This window comes from Burkholderia sp. AcTa6-5, from assembly GCF_017815075.1.
In the GTDB taxonomy this organism is placed as follows: domain Bacteria; phylum Pseudomonadota; class Gammaproteobacteria; order Burkholderiales; family Burkholderiaceae; genus Burkholderia; species Burkholderia sola.
Genome location: NZ_JAGIQE010000012.1, coordinates 57,156 through 75,070 on the forward strand (window position 1 = coordinate 57,156; position 17,915 = coordinate 75,070).

Consider the following 17,915-nt stretch of genomic DNA (forward strand, 5'->3'; position numbering starts at 1 on the left):
GTAGCGTCGGCGGCCGGGCCGCCCCTATGCCGGGGAATGTAGCACGCCCCGCGCGGACGGGGTGGGCGCCGCATCAAGCCGCGCGAAGCGTCCGCCGGGGACACTGGCGACGCGGCCGGCCAGTTCCAGCGCGAGCAGCGCGCCATGCAGCACGTCGTCGGACAGGCCGCTGTGCTCGGCGAGCCATTCATACGTCACGGGCCCGTATCCCAGCGCGGCGAGCACTGCCTGTTCCGACGGGTTGCCCGGTGGCCGGGCTTCGATGCGAGGGGGCGGCGGCGCGCCCGCGACGGCGCGATCCGTTGGCGCGACGCCGGCAGCTTCGGGTTCGCGAATCGCACCGGCGTTCTCGCCCCGGTTGCCGGCCCGCGTCGCGCCGCCCGTTGCGCGCGCGGCCGGCTCGCCCAGCCCGTATTCCTCGAGCACGTCGAGCGGCGCCGCGGTGAGCTTTGCGCCGTCGCGGATCAGCGCGTGGCAGCCCTGCGCGAGCGGGGCGTGGATCGAACCGGGCATCGCGAACACATCGCGCCCCAGTTCGTTCGCGAGCCGCGCGGTGATCAGCGAGCCCGAGCGCGGGGCGGCCTCGACGACGAGCGCGCCGATCGCCAGCGCGGCGATCAGCCGGTTGCGCTGCGGGAAATGTGCGGCGCGGGCCGGCGTGCCGAGCGGCCATTCCGACACGATCGCGCCGTGCGCGGCGATCTCGTGGGCGAGCGCGCGGTGCCGCGCCGGATAGACGAGATCGGCGCCCGTCGCGATCACCGCGACGGTGCCCGACCGGCCGTCGAGCCCGCCACGATGCGCGGCGGCGTCGATCCCGAGCGCGAGGCCCGAGACGATCGTGAGGCCCGCGTCGGACAACGCGTGGGCGAAGTGCGCGGCGTCGGCGAGCCCTTGCGGCGTCGCATGGCGGCTGCCGACGATGGCGAGGCCGTGTGCGTGCAGCAGGTCGAGCCGCCCCTTTACATATAGCAGCGGCGGCGGATCGTGCAGGTCGCGCAGCCGCGGCGGGTAGGCCGGGTCGCTCAGCGTGACGAGCCCGTTGCCCGGCCCGTCGAGCCACGCGAGCACGGCGCGGGTGCGCGTGTCGAGATCGTCGCGCTCGCTTGCGCGCACGGCCTGCGCGGCGGCGGGGCTGCTCACGGCGGCGATGGCTTCGTCGGACGCGCGCAGCAACGCCGCCGGCGAGCCGAATGCCGCGAGCAGCGCCTGTAGCACGGCGGCCGAGAGGCCGGGCGCATGCGCGAGCTGCAGCCAGGCGCGCAGCGCGGCGGGCGTCAGCGCTTGCGGGGACATGAGGCGGCCCTCGAATGCGGCGTCCAGCGGAGCGCGTGGCGCCATGATAAAATTTTCATCATCCGAAATACTCGACAGGGCCGTGCGCGCAGGCGCCCGGCCGATTGCAGGAGGCGCGATCCGCGGCATTGATATGCCACGCATCCGCCTCATCTTCATTGCATCCCGGCGGCGGCGCCAGCCGGCCGGATGGCCGATGCGGCGCGCCGCTCCACCGAATACCGAACACCATGGCTTTGCTCAATATTCTTCATTACCCCGACAAGCGGCTGCACAAGGTCGCGAAGCCCGTCGACAAGGTCGACGACCGGATCCGCAAGCTCGTCGCCGACATGGCCGAGACCATGTACGCGGCGCCCGGCATCGGCCTGGCGGCCACCCAGGTCGACGTGCACGAGCGCGTGATCGTGATCGACGTCTCCGAGGAGAAGAACGAGCTGCGCGCGTTCATCAACCCGGAAATCGTGTGGTCGAGCGACGCGAAGCAGACCTACGAGGAAGGCTGTTTGTCGGTGCCCGGCATCTACGACGAAGTCGAACGTCCCGACCACGTGCGCGTGCGCGCGCTCAACGAGCAGGGCGAGACGTTCGAGCTCGACTGCGAAGGGTTGCTCGCGGTGTGCGTCCAGCACGAGATGGATCACCTGATGGGCCGCGTGTTCGTCGAATACCTGTCGCCGCTCAAGCAGACGCGTATCAAGACGAAGATGAAGAAACTCGAACGCGCGATGTGATGCGCGTGCGCCCAGCCCGACCCCGAACGCTGTCATGACCCATACGTTGCGCGTGATTTTTGCCGGTACGCCGGAATTCGCCGCGGCCGCTCTTGCCGCGATCCACGAGGCCGGTTTCCCGGTGCCGCTCGTGCTCACCCAGCCCGATCGCCCGGCCGGGCGCGGGATGAAACTCCAGGCGAGCGCGGTGAAGCGCTACGCCGTCGAGCACGGGATGACCGTCGCGCAGCCGCCGTCGCTGCGCCGCGCGGGCAAGTACCCGGCGGAGGCGGCCGACGCGATCGAGCTGCTGCGCACGACGCCGCACGACGTGATGGTGGTGGCCGCGTACGGCCTGCTGCTGCCGCAGGAAGTGCTCGACATCCCGCGCGCCGGCTGCATCAACATCCATGCGTCGCTGCTGCCGCGCTGGCGCGGCGCCGCGCCGATCCATCGTGCGATCGAGGCCGGCGACGCCGAGACGGGCGTTACGCTGATGCAGATGGACGTTGGCCTCGACACCGGCGCGATGATCGAGGAGGCGCGCCTCGCGATCGCGCCCGACGATACGACCGCGACGCTGCACGACCGGCTCGCCGCCGACGGCGCGCGGCTGATCGTCGATGCGCTCGTGCGGCTCGAGCGCGACGGCACGCTGCCGGCGACGCCGCAGCCGGCCGACGGCGTGACCTACGCGGAAAAGATCGGCAAGCACGAAGCGGCGCTCGACTGGCGCAAGCCGGCCGACGTGCTCGCGCGTCAGGTGCGTGCGTTCGATCCGTTCCCGGGCGGCGTCGCGACGCTCGACGGCGCGGCCATCAAGCTGTGGGCGGCCGAGCCCGTGGCTGCGCCGGCCACGATTGCCGACGCGGCGCCCGGCACGATCGTCGAAGCCGCGCCGGAAGGCGTGGTGGTCGCATGCGGTAGCGGCGCGCTGCGCGTCACCCAGCTGCAGAAGCCGGGCGGCAAGCGGCTGCCCGCGCGGGAATTCCTCGCCGGTTCGCCGCTCGCCGCCGGCCAGCGGTTTGCGCTGCCCGACGTGGACTGACAGGACCTGAGCGTCATTCGACCCGGTCCGCCGGCCCGGCGCAACTGGCCGGACGGCCGAGTCGCGCGGGGCGGCAGGCGCGCGTAGAATTTCCCTGCGCTCTCCGGTTTCGAGGTTTTCATGTTCGGCATCACCCATTTCGGCTTCTTCGTGTTCGCGGTTTTCCTGCTGAACATCACGCCCGGTCCCGATACGGCCTACATCGTCGGCCGCAGCGTCGCGCAGGGGCGCGGCGCGGGGCTGATGTCGGCGTTCGGCATTTCGGCCGGCTGCTGCGTCCATGCGCTCGCCTGCGCGTTCGGCCTGACCGCGCTGCTGGCCGCGTCGGCAACCGCGTTCACGGTGATCAAGCTGGTCGGCGCCGCGTACCTGATTTATCTCGGCGTGCGGATGATCATCGCGAAGCAGGCCGCCGCGCCGTCGGGCGCCGAAGCCGCGCAGGCCGCGGCCGCCAAGCCGCTGCGCCAGCTGTTCATGCAGGGTTTCTGGACCAACGTGCTGAATCCGAAGGTCGTGCTGTTCTTCGTGTCGTTCTTTCCGCAGTTCGTATCGGCCGACAGCCCGCACAAGGCCTGGGCGTTCCTGACCCTCGGCGCGGTGTTCGTCGCGATGAGCACGGTCTGGACGAGCGTGGTCGCGTGGGTGGCGGGCAGCGTCACGCAGCGCTTTTCCGGCAAGCCGGGCGTCAGGAAGTGGCTCGACCGCACGGTCGGCAGCGCTTTCGTCGGGCTCGGCCTTCGTCTCGCCGCTTCGCAACGCTGAGATTGAATTTTTCCGGCAAGACCTTATCTAACAAATCGCTTACAATTTTCCGCCGTGCGCTGTGATGCGCGGCGGGTCCCCTGACGGATAAGGAGTGGGTATGTTCAATTGGGTCAAAACGGCGATGCTGATGGCCGCGATCACGGCCCTGTTCATCGTGATCGGCGGGATGATCGGCGGCTCGCGCGGCATGACGATCGCGCTGCTGTTCGCGCTCGGCATGAATTTCTTCTCGTACTGGTTCTCGGACAAGATGGTGCTGCGCATGTACAACGCGCAGGAAGTCGACGAGAACACGGCGCCGCAGTTCTACCGGATGGTGCGCGAGCTGGCCACGCGCGCGAACCTGCCGATGCCGCGCGTCTACCTGATCAACGAGGATGCGCCGAACGCGTTCGCGACGGGCCGCAACCCGGAGCACGCGGCGGTCGCCGCGACGACGGGCATCCTGCGCGTGCTGTCGGAGCGCGAGATGCGCGGCGTGATGGCGCACGAGCTCGCGCACGTGAAGCACCGCGACATCCTGATCTCGACGATCACCGCGACGATGGCGGGCGCGATCTCGGCGCTCGCGAACTTCGCGATGTTCTTTGGCGGGCGCGACGAGAACGGCCGGCCGGCCAACCCGATCGCCGGTATCGCGGTCGCCTTGCTCGCGCCGATCGCCGGCGCGCTCATCCAGATGGCGATTTCGCGGGCCCGCGAGTTCGAGGCCGACCGCGGCGGCGCGCAGATTTCCGGCGATCCGCAGTCGCTCGCCACCGCGCTCGACAAGATCCATCGCTATGCGGCGGGCATCCCGTTCCAGGCGGCCGAAGCGCATCCGGCCACCGCGCAGATGATGATCATGAATCCGCTGCACGGCGGCGGTCTGCAGAACCTGTTCTCGACGCACCCGGCCACCGAGGAGCGCATCGCGCGCCTGATGGAGATGGCGCGCACCGGCCGCTTCGAGTGACGCTTGGCGACCCGCGCGGCCGTTGCCGCGCGGGGTCGCTTCGCCACCCCGCATGCTTCGCGCTGCGGGGTGTTTCATTTGTGCGCGCCGTAAAGGGGCCAAAGGGGCAGCATGGCCGCACGCTACAATGCGCGGTTTGGGATCGCCGGGCCAACTGGCGGTTGCGATCCCGCCGTTTGCCGCACCCGATTGCTCGCGCCTGTTTGCCGCGCTTGTTTGCCGATTCCGCACCGATGACACGACCCCGTTCTTCCGCTTCGACTTCCTCCGGCCGCCCGGCGCGCCTGGCTGCGCTGCACCTGGCGCCCGATTCGCTCGGCTTCGCGCTCGACGCGGCCGCGCAGGCGGTCGATGCGGTGCGACGCGGCACCGCGTTGCCGGCGGCATTGTCGGCGGTATTCGCGCAGATGCCATCCGGTGCGCAGCCACTCGCGCGCGGCGCGACGCAGGACGTCGCCTATCGGACGATGCGCCGCCTCGGCAGCGCGGACTGGCTGATCGGCAAGTTCGTCAGCAAGGCGCCGCCCGCGCACGTGCACGCGGTGCTCGCCGGTGCGTTCGCGCTGCTGCTCGACCCGGCGGACGAGGCCGCGTACCCGGCGTTCACGGTGGTCGACCAGGCCGTCACCGTCATCGGCGCGCGGCGCGAATTCGCGTTCGCGAAGGGGATGGTCAACGCGGTGCTGCGCCGTTTCCTGCGCGAGCGCGACGCACTCGTCGCCGCGATGCAGGACGACCCGGTCGCGCGCTGGAACTACCGCGCGTGGTGGGTCGATGCGGTGAAGCGTGCATGGCCCGACGCGTGGCAGGCGATTCTCGCGGCCGGCGAGCGTCAGGGGCCGCTGACGCTGCGCGTGAATGCGCGCCGCGTGAGCGTCGACGCGTATCTCGACACGCTGCGCGCGAATGGAATCGAAGCGACCGCAATCGGCCGGCATGCGGTGCGACTCGCGTCGGCGCTGCCGGTCGAACGCATTCCGGGCTTCGCCGACGGCGTGGTGTCGGTGCAGGACGCCGGCGCGCAGCTCGCGGCCGAATGGCTCGGCGCGCGCGACGGCATGCGCGTGCTCGATGCGTGCGCGGCGCCCGGCGGCAAGACGGGCCATATTCTCGAACTCGCCGATGCGGACGTCGTGGCGCTCGAAAGCGACGCGACGCGCGCCGCGCGGATCGGCGAGAATCTCGTGCGCCTGTCGCTCGCCGCGAACGTGTGCGTCGGCGACGCCGGCGCGCCGGACGCGTGGTACGACGGGCGTCCGTTCGATCGCATCCTGGCCGACGTGCCGTGCTCGGCGTCCGGCATCGTGCGGCGGCACCCCGACATCCGCTGGCTGCGCCGCGAGGCCGACATCCCGGCGCTGGTCGCGGAGCAGCGGCGCATCCTGTCCGCGCTGTGGCCGCTCGTGAAACCGGGCGGCGAACTGCTTTACGTGACCTGCTCGATCTTCCCCGAGGAAGGCGAAGGGCAGGCCCGCTGGTTTGAAGCGGCCTGTGAAGATGCGGTACGATTGGACGCCCCCGGCCAACTGCTGCCGGGCGGCGTGCAGGGACGGGCGGCCGCCGGCGCACTCGACCAGAACACCGATCACGACGGATTTTTCTACGCGCGGTTTCAGAAACGGTGACGATCAAACACCTTTTTCCCTTTCGGCTCGCGGCCGTCTTGCTGGTCGCGTTGACGCTGTGTCTGGCCGTCGTCCGGCCGGCGCATGCCGAATCGATCGCCGTGCAGCGCGCGTCGCTCCAGTCCGACGGAAGCGGCTGGAGCCTCGACGCACGGTTCGACTTCGAGCTGAATCCGAACCTCGAGGATGCCGTCAACAAGGGCATCCCGCTTTACTTCACGACCGACTTCGAGCTGAGCCGCGCGCGCTGGTACTGGTTCGACGAGCAGCCGGTGGCGGTCACGCAGACGATCCGCCTGTCGTTCCAGCCGCTCACGCGCGAGTACCGCGTGTCGACGGGCGGCCTGCAGCTCGGCTTTCCGTCGCTGAAGGATGCGCTCGCGGTGGTCCGGCACATCACGTCGTGGCACGTGATCGACCGCAACCAGGTGCGCGCGGGCGAAACCTACACGGCGTCGGTGCGCATGCAGCTCGATACGGCGCTGATGCCGAAGCCGTTCCAGGTCGATGCCGTGAACAACCGCGACTGGACGCTCGGGTCGGACTGGAAGCGCTTCAACTTCACGGTGACCGAACGTGCTAAATAAAGTACGCCGCGCGGCCAGCGGGAAGAGCCTCCTGATCCGCGTGATCGTCTCGACGGTCGCGCTGACCGCGCTGCTGCTGCTCGTGCTGCTCGCGGCCGCGAGCGCGAACACCGAATTCTTCGACCGCTACTACTCGTGGCTGTACGCGACGAACATCGTCGTCGCGCTCGTGTTCCTGCTCGTGGTGCTCGGGCTGATCGGGATGATCGTCGTGCGCCTGAGGAAGGGCAAGTTCGGCACGCGGCTGCTCGCGAAGCTCGCGGTGTTCTTCGCGCTCGTCGGTGTGGTGCCGGGCGGGATCATCTACATCGTGTCGTACCAGTTCGTGTCGCGCAGTATCGAATCGTGGTTCGACGTGAACGTCGAGACGGCGCTGACGGCCGGCCTGAACCTCGGCCGCGGGATGCTCGATGCGTCGCTGTCCGATCTGCAGACGAAGGCGCGGCTGATGTCCGACCAGCTCGCGAGCGTCGATGCGAACACGAACGGCACGACGCTCACGCTGCTGCGGCTGCGCGACCAGTTCGGCGTGCAGGACGCGACGATCGTCGAGCCGAGCCGCGGCGGCTCGGGTGCCGCGCCCGACCTGCACATCGTCGCGCAGGCGTCGGGCAATTTCGCGGCGCTGATTCCGGACGACCTGCCGACGCCGCTGATGCTGAGCCAGGCACGCGAACACGGCGCGTATGCGGCGATCGAGGGCGAAGTCGACGGCGACCCGCGCGCGCACGGTGCGAAGGGCGCGCTGCGGCTGCGCGTCGTGCGGCCGATTCCCGATGCGACGACGTCGCTGCTGCAGCCGGCGGAGCGGTTCCTGCAGCTCACGCAGCCGGTGCCGCCCGGGCTCGCGCACAATGCGGACGCGGTGCAGCGCGCGTACCGCGAGTACCAGGAAAAGTCGCTCGGCCGCACGGGCCTGCGCAAGATGTACATCGGCACGCTGACGCTCGCGCTGTTTCTCGCGACCTTCATCGCGATGATGCTCGCGCTCGCGCTCGGCCAGCAGCTCGCGCGGCCGCTGTTCCTGCTCGCGCAGGGCACGAAGGAGATCACCGAAGGCGACTACACGCCGAAGCGCGAGATCAAGACGCGCGACGAGCTCGGCTTCCTTACGCAGTCGTTCAACGCGATGACGCGCCAGTTGTCGGAGGCGCGGCTCGCGGTCGAGAAGAACCGCATCGCGCTCGAGCATTCGAAGACGTATCTCGAGAGCATTCTCGCGAACCTGACGGCCGGCGTGTTCGTGCTCGACCGGCAGTTCCGGCTGACGACGGCCAATCGCGGCGCCGAGCGGATCTTCCGGCAGCCGTTCAACTCGCTGATCGGTACGACGCTCGACCGGATCGGCGTGGCCGCCGGGTTCGGCGCGATGGTGCGCAAGGCGTTCGCCGATCGCGAGGCGGCGTCCGACGGCGGCAGCGGCGATCGCGGCCACTGGCAGCAGCAGTTCGCGATCGAGGTGCCGGGCGAAACCGATCCGCTGACGCTGCTCGTGCGCGGCACGCGGCTCGTGTCGACGGTCGAGGGGCAGGCCGACGATCCGCAGACGTCCGGCTACGTCGTCGTGTTCGACGACATCTCCGACGTGATTTCCGCGCAGCGTTCGGTTGCGTGGGGCGAGGTCGCGCGGCGGCTCGCGCACGAGATCAAGAATCCGCTGACGCCGATCCAGCTGTCGGCCGAGCGGCTGCAGATGAAGCTGTCGGACAAACTCTCACCGCCCGACGCGGACGTGCTCAAGCGCGGCGCGACGATGATCGTGAACCAGGTGGCCGCGATGAAGCGGATGGTCGACGATTTCCGCGAATACGCGCGCACGCCGCCGGCGGTGCTCGCGAACCTGCAGTTGAACGAACTGGCGAGCGAGGTGCTCGGGCTGTACGGCGTCGGCGAAGGCAAGAACCCGATCGTCGCCGAACTCGCGCCGTCGCTGCCGGTGATTCGCGGCGACGCGACGCAATTGCGCCAGGTGATTCACAACCTGCTGCAGAATGCGCAGGATTCGGTTGCGGAGTCCGCGCATCCGCGTGTGTTGATCGAAACCAAGACAGTAGAATATGGCGACCCCGACGCCGAGGGCAAAACGCGCGTCGCGGTACGTCTGACCGTGTCCGACAACGGGCCCGGTTTTCCGGCACGCATCCTGACCCGCGCGTTCGAGCCTTACGTGACGACGAAGGCGAAGGGCACGGGGCTCGGGCTGGCCACGGTCAAGAAAATCGTTGACGAGCACGGCGCGCGGATCGATCTGCGCAATCGCATGCACGGCGAGACCGTCGAGGGTGCGCAGGTGTCGATCCTGTTCCTGCAGATGGCGAGCGATACGCCAGGCGCCGAACCCGGTGCGCAGGACGGGACGACTCCCGCCAAGACAAAAGCAAGTGAGCAGACAAAGGCAGCGTAAATGGCAACCATCCTGGTGGTAGATGATGAAATGGGCATCCGGGAATTGCTCTCGGAGATCCTCAGCGATGAAGGACATGTCGTCGAGGCGGCGGAGAACGCGCAGGCCGCGCGGGAATACCGGCTGAATCAGGCGCCCGATCTCGTGCTGCTCGATATCTGGATGCCCGATACCGACGGCGTCACGCTGCTCAAGGAATGGGCGGCGCAGGGGCTGCTGACGATGCCCGTGATCATGATGTCCGGGCACGCGACGATCGATACGGCCGTCGAGGCGACGAAGATCGGCGCGCTCGATTTCCTCGAGAAACCGATCGCGCTGCAGAAGCTGCTGAAGTCGGTCGAGCACGGGCTTGCGCGCGGCGCAGCGCCGGTGTCCGCGAACGCGGCGGCGAAGGCGGGCGGCGGGCAGGCCGCGGGGCCGGCGGCGGTCGCGTCCGCGGCGGCGCTGCCGACGCTCGGCGACGACATGGCGTCGGCGCTCGGCCTCGCGGGCCAGACGGCCGCGATCCCGTTCGACATCCCGTTGCGCGAGGCGCGCGATGCGTTCGAGCGCGCGTACTTCGAATATCACCTCGCGCGCGAGAACGGCAGCATGACGCGCGTCGCGGAGAAGACGGGCCTCGAGCGCACGCACCTGTATCGCAAGCTGAAGCAACTCGGCGTCGAGCTCGGCAAGAAGCCGTCGGAAGGCGCGCTGTAAAAAATTTCGCGAAAGCACTTGCTCGGGGCCGAATAGCTCGATATACTTTCATTCTTCGTTGGCCCGGTAGCTCAGTTGGTAGAGCAGCGGATTGAAAATCCGCGTGTCGATGGTTCGATTCCGTCCCAGGCCACCAGCATTTAAAACCCCAAGAATCGGAAGGTTCTTGGGGTTTTTCGTTTGTGGTGGATATCGCGCGTCGTGAGCGGCGGGCCCGGCAGCATTCGCCGGGGCATGATAAAATCCGTGCCCGCTCAATGACTTAGCGCATCGCTTCATGCGCATGGCAGGCTGCCCGCGGCGCACCTGCCGTGGCGCGCGGCCACGATGCCGCGCGATGAGCGGTATAAGCGCGCCGCCGCATTCGCGGCCAACCGCGCTGCCTATACTGGTCGGGCCGGCGCAGGCCGGCCGCGTCGGCCGCCCGGTGGCAGCCGGCCTCGGGGCGCAGTGCGACGCGAGCCTACACATTCACGGAGTATCACGGTGATTCGGACAGACGCTAAAGACGGCGCGCTCGTGTTGTTTTCCGGCGGGCAGGACTCCGCCACGTGCGTGGCATGGGCCCTCGAGCGCTACCAGACGGTCGAGACGCTCGGCTTCGATTACGGCCAGCGTCATCGCGTCGAACTCGAGTGCCGCGAAGGCGTGCGCGAAGCGCTGAAGCGCAAGTTTCCGGCGTGGTCGGACCGGCTCGGCGACGATCACATGATCGACCTGTCGGTGCTCGGCGCGATCAGCGATACCGCGATGACGCGCACGATCGAGATCGAGACGACGGCCAACGGCCTGCCGAACACGTTCGTGCCGGGCCGCAACCTGATGTTCATGACGATCGCCGCGGCGATCGCCTATCGCCGCGGGCTGCGCGTGCTGGTCGGCGGGATGTGCGAGACCGATTTCTCCGGCTATCCGGACTGCCGCGACGACACGATGAAGGCGCTGCAGGTCGCGCTGAATCTCGGGATGGATACGCGCATCGTGCTCGAGACGCCGCTGATGTGGCTCGACAAGGCGCAGACCTGGCAGCTCGCCGAACAGCTCGGCGGCAACGCGCTCGTCGAACTGATCCGCGTCGAGACGCACACGTGCTACGTGGGCGAGCGTGCGGAGTTGCACGACTGGGGCTTCGGCTGCGGCGAATGCCCGGCCTGCAAGCTGCGCAAGCGCGGCTACGAGGCCTACCTGAAGGGCGAGCGGGTGACCGAAGCGCCGCTGTGACGCGGCTCGCGCGGGCAGCGCTTGATGGACAACGGATTCTGATCGACAACGAGCGGCGCGAGCCGGACGAAGCACGATGACTTACGCGGTCAAGGAAATTTTCTACACGTTGCAGGGCGAGGGCGCGAATGCGGGCCGGCCGGCCGTGTTCTGCCGGTTCGCCGGCTGCAACCTGTGGTCGGGCCGCGAAGAGGATCGTGCGGAGGCCGTGTGCCGCTTCTGCGATACGGATTTCGTCGGCACCGACGGCGAGAACGGCGGCAAGTTCAAGGATGCCGCCGCGCTCGTGGCGACGATCGCCGGCCTGTGGCCGGACGGCGAAGCGCACCGCTTCGTCGTCTGCACGGGCGGCGAGCCGATGCTGCAGCTCGACCAGCCGCTCGTCGACGCGCTGCATGCGGCCGGCTTCGAGATCGCGATCGAGACCAATGGTTCGCTGCCGGTGCTCGACACGATCGACTGGATCTGCGTGAGCCCGAAGGCCGATGCGCCGCTCGTCGTCACGAAGGGCAACGAACTGAAGGTCGTCGTGCCGCAGGACAACCAGCGGCTCGCCGACTACGCGAAGCTCGATTTCGAGTATTTTCTCGTGCAGCCGATGGACGGCCCGTCGCGCGACCTCAACACGAAGCTCGCGATCGACTGGTGCAAGCGTCATCCGCAGTGGCGGCTGTCGATGCAGACCCACAAATATCTGAACATTCCCTGAGCCACGGCCTTTGACATCGTGCTGATTACCCGAAAACTCGAATTCGACGCGGGCCACCGCATTCCCGATCACCGCAGCCAGTGCAGGAACCTGCACGGCCATCGCTACGTGCTCGAAATCACGCTGCGCGGCGATCTCGTCGATACCGAGGGCGCGCCCGACCGCGGCATGGTGATGGATTTCGCCGACGTGAAGGCGCTCGCGATGGAGCACCTCGTCAGCAAGTGGGACCACGCGTTCCTGGTCTATGCGCGCGACGACGTCGTGCGCTCGTTCCTCGAGCAGATGGCCGACCACAAGACCGTCGTGATCGACCGGATCCCGACCGTCGAGAACCTCGCGGCGATCGCGTTCGACCGCCTCGCGAACGTGTACGACGCGCACTACGGCGTGAACCTGCGCCTCGAGCGCGTGCGCTTGTACGAAACGCCGAACTGCTGGGCCGACGTCGAGCGCCAGTCCGGCCGCTGATCCTGCCTGCACCGGCAGCCCCGCCGTCCGGCGCGGGCTGCCCGTCACCGCGCCTGGCGGTGTCGCCTCCCGCCGTCCCGCGCCGGTACGGCTTCCCCCGTCTGTTCCCGCATCGAGCACCCCGCCGCGCTATGATCGTCGTGCGGCACCGAAAAACGCGCGCGTGGGCGATCGCGCGGCCCGCGCTGTCAGATCGGCCGTCCCGGTCCGACTCACGTTCTGCGGCGCGCGGTCTGCGGCCGCCGCCATGCTTCGATTGCTTGGGCGGTGCGCGTTTCGCTTCGCCTGTTGCTTGTCCCGTTCGATTGCCGTTCCGTTCCGGAGGCCGTATCGATGAGCACGCTCACCAATTCCCTCAAACAACGCCTGCGCGACGGTGACGAGCCGCTGTACGGCCTGTGGCTGTCGCTCGGCAGCGACTCGGCCGCGGAAGCGCTCGCGCATGCCGGTTACGACTGGCTCTGCATCGACATGGAGCATGCGCCGAACGACAGTCGCGACGTGGCATCGCAACTGCGCGCGATCGCCGCGGCGCACCTGCCGAGCGAGCCGGTCGTGCGCGTGCCGGCGCGCGAGCCGTGGCTCGTGAAGCGCGCGCTCGACGCCGGCGCGCGCACGCTGATGTTCCCGTGTATCGAGTCGCCCGACGACGCCGCGCACGCGGTGCGGCTCACGCGCTTCCCGTCGCCGGAATCGCCGGACGGGCGGCGCGGCGTGGCCGGCATGGTGCGCGCGGCGGCATTCGGCATGCGCCGCGACTACCTGCAGACGGCGAATGCGCAAGTCGCGGTGGTCGTGCAGGTCGAATCGGCGCGCGGCGTCGACGAAGTCGAGCGGATCGCGGCGACGCCCGGCGTCGATTGCCTGTTCGTCGGCCCGGCCGATCTCGCGGCGAGCCTCGGGCATCTCGGCGATATCCGCCACCCGGACGTCGAAACCGCGATGGCGCGCGTGCTCGCGGCCGGCAAGCAGGCGGGCGTCGCGGTCGGCATCTTCGCCGGCGATACGGCGGCCGCGCGCCAGTATCGCGACGCCGGATACCGGATGATCACCGTATCGGCCGACGTGAGCTGGCTGTTGCGCGCGACGCGGCAGGCGTTGCAGGAGGTACGGTCATGAACGGAGCAGACGCTGCGGGCCGCAGGCGGGTGCGGATCGGGGCGATGGTCGGGCTGTGGGCCGTGTGGACGGCGGCCGCCGCGCAGGGCGTGTCGCAAGCGAAGCCCGATCCGGCGCGCGAGACGCAATCGGCGGTCGCCGACTACAACGCCGGCGACTATCGCGCGGCGCTTGTGCAGTTCCACGATGCGGCCGAGCGCGGCGATCGCCTCGCGCAGTTCAACTACGCGATGATGCTGCTGACGGGCGAAGGCGTGACGGCGAACATCGACGAAGGGGTGCGCTGGCTCAAGCGCGCGGCGGACGCGAACATGTCGCACGCGCAGTACGTGTACGGCCGGATGTTCGACGACGGCGAGTTCGTCGCGCGCAACCCGGCCGAAGCGCATCGCTGGTTCCTGCGGGCCGCGAAGCAGGGGCATGTGCAGGCCGAGCTGTCGCTCGCAAACCAGTTCCTCGACGGGCGCGGTACGCCGCGCGACAACCGGCAGGCGTTCACGTGGTACAAGCAGGCCGCCGACGCCGGCGATCCCGTCGCGCAGTACGTGACCGCGTCGTTCTACGAGCGCGGCGGCGACGGCGTCGCGCAGAACCTGAACATCGCGCGCGCGTATTACGCGGCGGCCGCCGCGCAGGGCGACGAGACGGCCGGGCTGAAATTCAAGGAGTTGAGCGCGCGGCTGAAGGCGCCGACGCCGGCATCGGGCGCCGGCGCGGTGCAGCCAGGCAAGCCGTACGCGCCGCCGCAGTAAGCGGCCTGGCCCAATGAAAAACGGCGCCGGGGCGCCGTTTTCGTGTGTCGCGGGGCAGGCCGCGCGGTCAGCTCTTCATCAGCCGCCGCTGCCGCCCGACGCTCATGATCATCCCGATCGCGATGCCGAGCGTCGTGAGCGCGGTGCCGCCGTAGCTCATGAACGGCAGCGGCACGCCGACGACCGGCAGCACGCCGCTCACCATCCCGATGTTGACGAACGCGTAGACGAAGAACGCGAGCGTGAGCGAGCCCGCGAGCAGCCGGCCGAACTGCGTCGCGCCCTGCGCGGCGATGTAGAGGCCGCGTGCGATCAGCGCCATGTACAGCGTCAGCAGCACGAGCCCGCCGGCGAGCCCCCATTCCTCGGAGAACACCGCGAAGATGAAGTCGGTGTGCTTTTCCGGAATGAATTCGAGGTGCGCCTGCGTGCCTTTCAGGTAGCCCTTGCCGAGCGCGCCGCCCGAGCCGATCGCGATCACGGCCTGGATCGTGTGGAAGCCCTTGCCGAGCGGGTCGGACGTCGGGTCGAGCAGTGTGCACACACGGTGCTTCTGGTAGTCGTGCATCAGCGGCCACTGCACTTCGGGCTGGCAGATGCGTTCCTCGAACACGGCGATCGAGCCGACCGCGATCACGCCCGCGACGAGCACGGGCACGATCAGCTTGAACGACAGGCCGGCGAGGTAGATCACGAAGAAGCCGGCCGCGAATACGAGCAGGCCCGTGCCGAGGTCGGGCTGCTTCGCGATCAGCCCGACCGGCACCATCAGGATCCCGAACGCGGCGACGAAGTCGTACCAGCGCAGCCCGCCTTCGCGGCGCTGGTAGTACCACGCGAGCATCAGCGGCGTCGCGATCTTCAGGATTTCCGACGGCTGGATCACGACGCCGACGTTCAGCCAGCGCTTCGCGCCCTTCTTGGTCATCCCGAACAGCGCGACGGCAATCAGCAGCGCGACCCCGAACGTATAGAGCGGGACCGCGAAGCGCATCAGCGTGGTCGGCGGGATGTTGGCGATCACCCACATCAGCACGAACGTCAGCAGAATGTTGCGCAACTGGTCCTCGACGCGGCCCGGCACGTCGATCGACGCGCTGTACAGCGTGACGATGCCGACGCACAGCAGCAGGAACACGATGAGGGCGAGCGGGCGGTCGAAGCCCGCGAACATCTGCTTGATCTTGTCGAGCCAGGCGCGCTTGTCGAATTGCATGCCTTTCTCCGTTAATGAGCGGTGCCGGCGTCCGCCGCTTTCGCGGGGGCCGTTGCGCGGTGGTTGTCGTCCCGCGGCGTGGCGACGACCGGCTGCGCGTCGCTGGCGGGCCGGCGCGGCCGGTGCGGGCGCCGGATCGGCGGCAGGCTCGCGGCCATCGGCGCCGCGGCGCTCGCGTCGGCCGGCGCGGTGGCGCTGGCGCTAGCCGGCCCCGAGGCACCCGACGCCCCCGATGCGGCCGATGCCGCATCGGCCGCGCTGGCCGCCGACGGCACGACCGGCTGCGGCAGCGCGGTGAAGCCGGCCGCGATCGTGGCGGGCTTCGACGTGTCGCCGACCACCGGCGCGCTCACCGGCTCGGTGGCCGACGCCGCGGCGGCCACGGCCGCGGCTTCGTTCTTCGGGTTCTGGCGCTCGACGAGGTAGTAGTCGAGCACGCGCCGCGCGATCGGGCCGGCGGCCTGCGCGCCCCAGCCGCCGTTCTCGACGACCAGCGCGATGGCGATCTGCGGATGGTCGACCGGCGCGTACGCGATGAACAGCGCGTGGTCGCGCAGGTGCTCGGCGAGCAGGTGGCCCTTGTAGTTCGAGCCCTGCAGCGAGAACACCTGCGCGGTCCCGGTCTTGCCGGCCGCGAGGTACGGCACGCCGCGGAACACCTTGTACGCGGTGCCGGACGGGTTCTCGATCACGTTCTCCATCCCGCGCTTCACGACGTCGATGTCGGCCGCCTTGAGCGGGATCACGTCGCTTTCCTTCGGCACGGTCAGGTGGCGCGCTCGCGAGATCGGATCCTCGACTTCCTTCACGAGGTGAGGCTTCATCACGACGCCGTTGTTCGCGAGCGTCGCCGTGGCGTGCGCGAGCTGCAGGATCGTGAACGAGTTGTAGCCCTGGCCGATCCCGAGGCTGATCGTCTCGCCGTCGAACCACTTCTGCTGCGCCGCTTTCTTGAACGCCTTCTTCTTCCAGTCGGTCGACGGCAGGATCCCGCGCGCCTCGCCCTGGATGTCGATCCCGGTGATCTGGCCGAAGCCGAACGGCTTCATGAAGTTCGCGATCGCGTTCACGCCGAGGTCGCGCGCGAGCATGTAGAAGTAGGTGTCGTTCGACACCATGATCGCCTTGTTCATGTCGACCCAGCCCTGGCCCGAGCGCACGTCGTTGCGGAACGTGTGACCGCCGAACGTGAAGTAGCCGGGATCCTGGAAGCCCCAGCCCGGCGTGCGCTTGCCGAGCGTCAGGCCTGCGAGCGCCATGAACGGCTTGTACGTCGAGCCGGGCGGGTAGGTGCCGTGCAGCGGGCGGTTCAGCAGCGGCTTGTCGGGCGAGTTGTTCAGCTCGTCCCAGGTCTGCTGGTCGATGCCGTCGACGAACGAGTTCGGGTCGAAGCTTGGCGACGACACGAACGCGAGCACGTCGCCCGTCTTCGGCTCGATCGCGACGAGCGCGCCGCGCTTGCCGGCGAACGCCTGCTCGGCGACCTGCTGCAGCCCGATGTCGAGCGACAGCACGAGGTTGTTGCCGGGCGTCGCCTGCGTGCGCGACAGCGTGCGCACCGGCCGGCCGCCGGCCGTCACCTCGACTTCCTCGAAACCCGTCAGCCCGTGCAGCTCGGTTTCGTAGCTCTGCTCGACGCCGATCTTGCCAATGTAGTCGGTGCCCTTGTAGTTGTTCGCGTCGCGGCGCGGATCGTAGTGCTCCTGGTCGCTGTCGTTGTCGTCGCTCATCGCGTCGATGCGATCCTGGTCGCGCTTCGAGATCCGGCCGATATAGCCGATCACGTGCGCGGCCGTCATGCCGAGCGGGTACTGACGGAACAGCCGCGCGCGCACGTCGACGCCGGGGAAGCGGAAACGCTGCGCGGTGAAGCGCGCGACTTCCGCGTCGGTGAGCCGCGTGCGGATCGGCAGGCTCTCGAAGTTCTTCGAGTCTTCCTGCAGCTTCTTGAAGCGGCGGCGGTCGCGGGCGTCGATCGGGATGATTTCGGACAGCTTGTCGATCGTGTTGTCGAGCGTGTCGTCGAGCTTCGACGGCGTGATCTCGAGCGTGTACGCCGAGTAGTTCTTCGCGAGGATCACGCCGTTGCGGTCGGTGATGATCCCGCGGTTCGGCACGATCGGCGCGACGGAGATGCGGTTTTCCTCGGCCTGCAGCGCGTATTTGCCGTGCTGCATCAGCTGCAGGTAGAAGAAGCGGCTCGCGAGCAGCCCGAAGCAGACGAACACGAACACGCCCGCCGCCGCGACGCGCAGGCGGAACCTCGAGAGCTGCTGTTGGGTGTCGTTGAATTCGGTCATTTAAGGGCAATCTGGCCCGCGCGCGGGCGCGG

At 68.8% G+C, this 17,915-nt stretch carries 16 protein-coding genes and 1 tRNA gene; 14 read left to right on the top strand and 3 right to left on the bottom strand.

Annotated elements, in window-relative coordinates; genetic code table 11:
- Positions 1-24 precede the first annotated feature (24 nt).
- Positions 25-1,341 carry a DNA-processing protein DprA gene (dprA, locus tag J8I33_RS17590; protein ID WP_185641094.1) on the bottom strand — a complete coding sequence of 439 codons (1,317 nt, stop codon included), beginning with the start codon at positions 1,339-1,341 and terminating at the stop codon, positions 25-27.
- A gap of 185 nt (positions 1,342-1,526) precedes the next feature.
- Between dprA and def the strand changes: the two genes are divergently transcribed.
- The 14 genes from def (at position 1,527) to J8I33_RS17660 (ending at position 14,367) form a co-directional block, all read left to right on the top strand.
- Positions 1,527-2,030 (top strand): peptide deformylase, encoded by a 504-nt coding sequence (gene def / locus J8I33_RS17595; RefSeq protein ID WP_006485794.1) that lies wholly within the window; start codon positions 1,527-1,529, stop codon positions 2,028-2,030.
- A 34-nt stretch (positions 2,031-2,064) separates the two neighbouring features.
- Positions 2,065-3,057 (top strand): methionyl-tRNA formyltransferase, encoded by a 993-nt coding sequence (fmt, locus tag J8I33_RS17600; protein WP_124631139.1) that lies wholly within the window; start codon positions 2,065-2,067, stop codon positions 3,055-3,057.
- A gap of 120 nt (positions 3,058-3,177) precedes the next feature.
- Positions 3,178-3,819, top strand: coding sequence for a LysE family translocator (locus J8I33_RS17605; RefSeq protein WP_124556226.1), 642 nt, complete (start codon positions 3,178-3,180; stop codon positions 3,817-3,819).
- A gap of 100 nt (positions 3,820-3,919) precedes the next feature.
- Positions 3,920-4,777: a zinc metalloprotease HtpX gene (gene htpX / locus J8I33_RS17610; RefSeq protein ID WP_011546484.1), complete on the top strand. Its 858-nt coding sequence runs from the start codon at positions 3,920-3,922 to the stop codon at positions 4,775-4,777.
- A 233-nt stretch (positions 4,778-5,010) separates the two neighbouring features.
- A complete protein-coding gene (gene rsmB / locus J8I33_RS17615; RefSeq protein ID WP_089488947.1) occupies positions 5,011-6,402 on the top strand; it encodes a 16S rRNA (cytosine(967)-C(5))-methyltransferase RsmB in 1,392 nt (463 codons plus the stop codon).
- On the top strand, positions 6,399-6,989 hold the full coding sequence (locus J8I33_RS17620; protein WP_006477467.1) for a DUF4390 domain-containing protein: 591 nt from the start codon (positions 6,399-6,401) through the stop codon (positions 6,987-6,989). Before rsmB ends, J8I33_RS17620 begins: the two co-directional genes overlap by 4 nt.
- Positions 6,979-9,393 (top strand): sensor histidine kinase EsaS, encoded by a 2,415-nt coding sequence (esaS, locus tag J8I33_RS17625; RefSeq protein WP_124556227.1) that lies wholly within the window; start codon positions 6,979-6,981, stop codon positions 9,391-9,393. The genes J8I33_RS17620 and esaS overlap by 11 nt, the downstream gene beginning before the upstream one ends.
- Positions 9,394-10,095, top strand: coding sequence for a response regulator transcription factor EsaR (esaR, locus tag J8I33_RS17630; RefSeq protein ID WP_006495385.1), 702 nt, complete (start codon positions 9,394-9,396; stop codon positions 10,093-10,095). It begins immediately after the preceding gene.
- Between the two features lie 60 nt (positions 10,096-10,155).
- A tRNA-Phe gene (locus J8I33_RS17635) sits at positions 10,156-10,231 on the top strand.
- A 350-nt stretch (positions 10,232-10,581) separates the two neighbouring features.
- A complete protein-coding gene (gene queC / locus J8I33_RS17640) occupies positions 10,582-11,316 on the top strand; it encodes a 7-cyano-7-deazaguanine synthase QueC (RefSeq protein ID WP_050011125.1) in 735 nt (244 codons plus the stop codon).
- A 76-nt stretch (positions 11,317-11,392) separates the two neighbouring features.
- On the top strand, positions 11,393-12,025 hold the full coding sequence (queE, locus tag J8I33_RS17645; protein WP_050011126.1) for a 7-carboxy-7-deazaguanine synthase: 633 nt from the start codon (positions 11,393-11,395) through the stop codon (positions 12,023-12,025).
- Positions 12,026-12,043: 18 nt separating this feature from the next.
- On the top strand, positions 12,044-12,496 hold the full coding sequence (gene queD, locus J8I33_RS17650) for a 6-carboxytetrahydropterin synthase QueD (RefSeq protein ID WP_050011127.1): 453 nt from the start codon (positions 12,044-12,046) through the stop codon (positions 12,494-12,496).
- 333 nt (positions 12,497-12,829) lie between these two features.
- On the top strand, positions 12,830-13,615 hold the full coding sequence (locus J8I33_RS17655) for an aldolase/citrate lyase family protein (protein WP_209938396.1): 786 nt from the start codon (positions 12,830-12,832) through the stop codon (positions 13,613-13,615).
- Complete coding sequence (locus J8I33_RS17660) at positions 13,612-14,367, top strand: tetratricopeptide repeat protein (RefSeq protein ID WP_209938398.1); 756 nt, start codon at positions 13,612-13,614, stop codon at positions 14,365-14,367. Before J8I33_RS17655 ends, J8I33_RS17660 begins: the two co-directional genes overlap by 4 nt.
- Before the next feature lie 67 nt (positions 14,368-14,434).
- Here J8I33_RS17660 and rodA read toward each other — a convergent pair whose 3' ends face one another.
- Positions 14,435-15,583: a rod shape-determining protein RodA gene (gene rodA / locus J8I33_RS17665; protein ID WP_050011130.1), complete on the bottom strand. Its 1,149-nt coding sequence runs from the start codon at positions 15,581-15,583 to the stop codon at positions 14,435-14,437.
- Positions 15,584-15,594: 11 nt separating this feature from the next.
- A complete protein-coding gene (gene mrdA, locus J8I33_RS17670; protein WP_124556230.1) occupies positions 15,595-17,883 on the bottom strand; it encodes a penicillin-binding protein 2 in 2,289 nt (762 codons plus the stop codon).
- Between the last annotated feature and the right edge of the window lie 32 nt (positions 17,884-17,915).